Below are 822 nucleotides of genomic sequence, written 5' to 3'. Positions count from 1 at the left end.
GCAAGTACTTGGCCACGTTCTACTTCATCACGCTTAGTACCACGTAGTAGCGCACCAACGTTCTCACCCGCACGACCTTCGTCTAGAAGCTTACGGAACATCTCAACACCAGTACATGTAGTAGTTGTAGTATCTTTGATACCTACGATTGCTACTTCATCACCAACTTTCAGAATACCACGCTCGATACGGCCAGTTACTACTGTACCACGACCTTGGATTGAGAATACGTCTTCGATTGGCATTAGGAATGGTAGATCGATTGCACGCTCTGGCTCTGGGATGTAAGTATCTAGAGCTTCAGCTAGTTCGATGATTTTCGCTTCCCACTGCTCTTCGCCGTTTAGTGCGCCTAGTGCAGAACCTTGGATAACTGGTAGGTCATCACCTGGGAAATCGTATTCAGATAGAAGTTCACGAACTTCCATTTCTACTAGCTCTAGAAGCTCTTCATCATCAACCATGTCACATTTGTTCATGAATACGATGATGTAAGGGATACCAACCTGACGGCCTAGTAGGATGTGCTCACGAGTTTGTGGCATTGGGCCATCTGTCGCAGCAACAACTAGGATACCACCGTCCATCTGTGCAGCACCAGTGATCATGTTTTAACATAGTCAGCGTGTCCAGGACAGTCTACGTGTGCGTAGTGGCGAGCTGGAGTGTCGTACTCTACGTGAGAAGTAGAGATTGTGATACCACGCTCACGCTCTTCTGGAGCGTTGTCGATTGATGCGAAGTCACGAGCAGCACCGCCGTAAACTTTTGCAAGAGTAGTACAGATAGCTGCAGTTAGAGTTGTTTTACCGTGGTCAACGT

Annotated in this window: 1 pseudogene; it reads right to left on the bottom strand. The window is 47.6% G+C overall.

The window, feature by feature from the left end:
• A pseudogene (locus CIK04_RS31330) lies at positions 1–822 on the bottom strand (elongation factor Tu); the annotation flags it as partial.

This window comes from Vibrio sp. 03_296 (assembly GCF_002265885.1).
The sequence above is the reverse complement of the archived record's forward strand: the minus strand, read 5'-3'. Positions and strand labels throughout refer to the sequence as shown.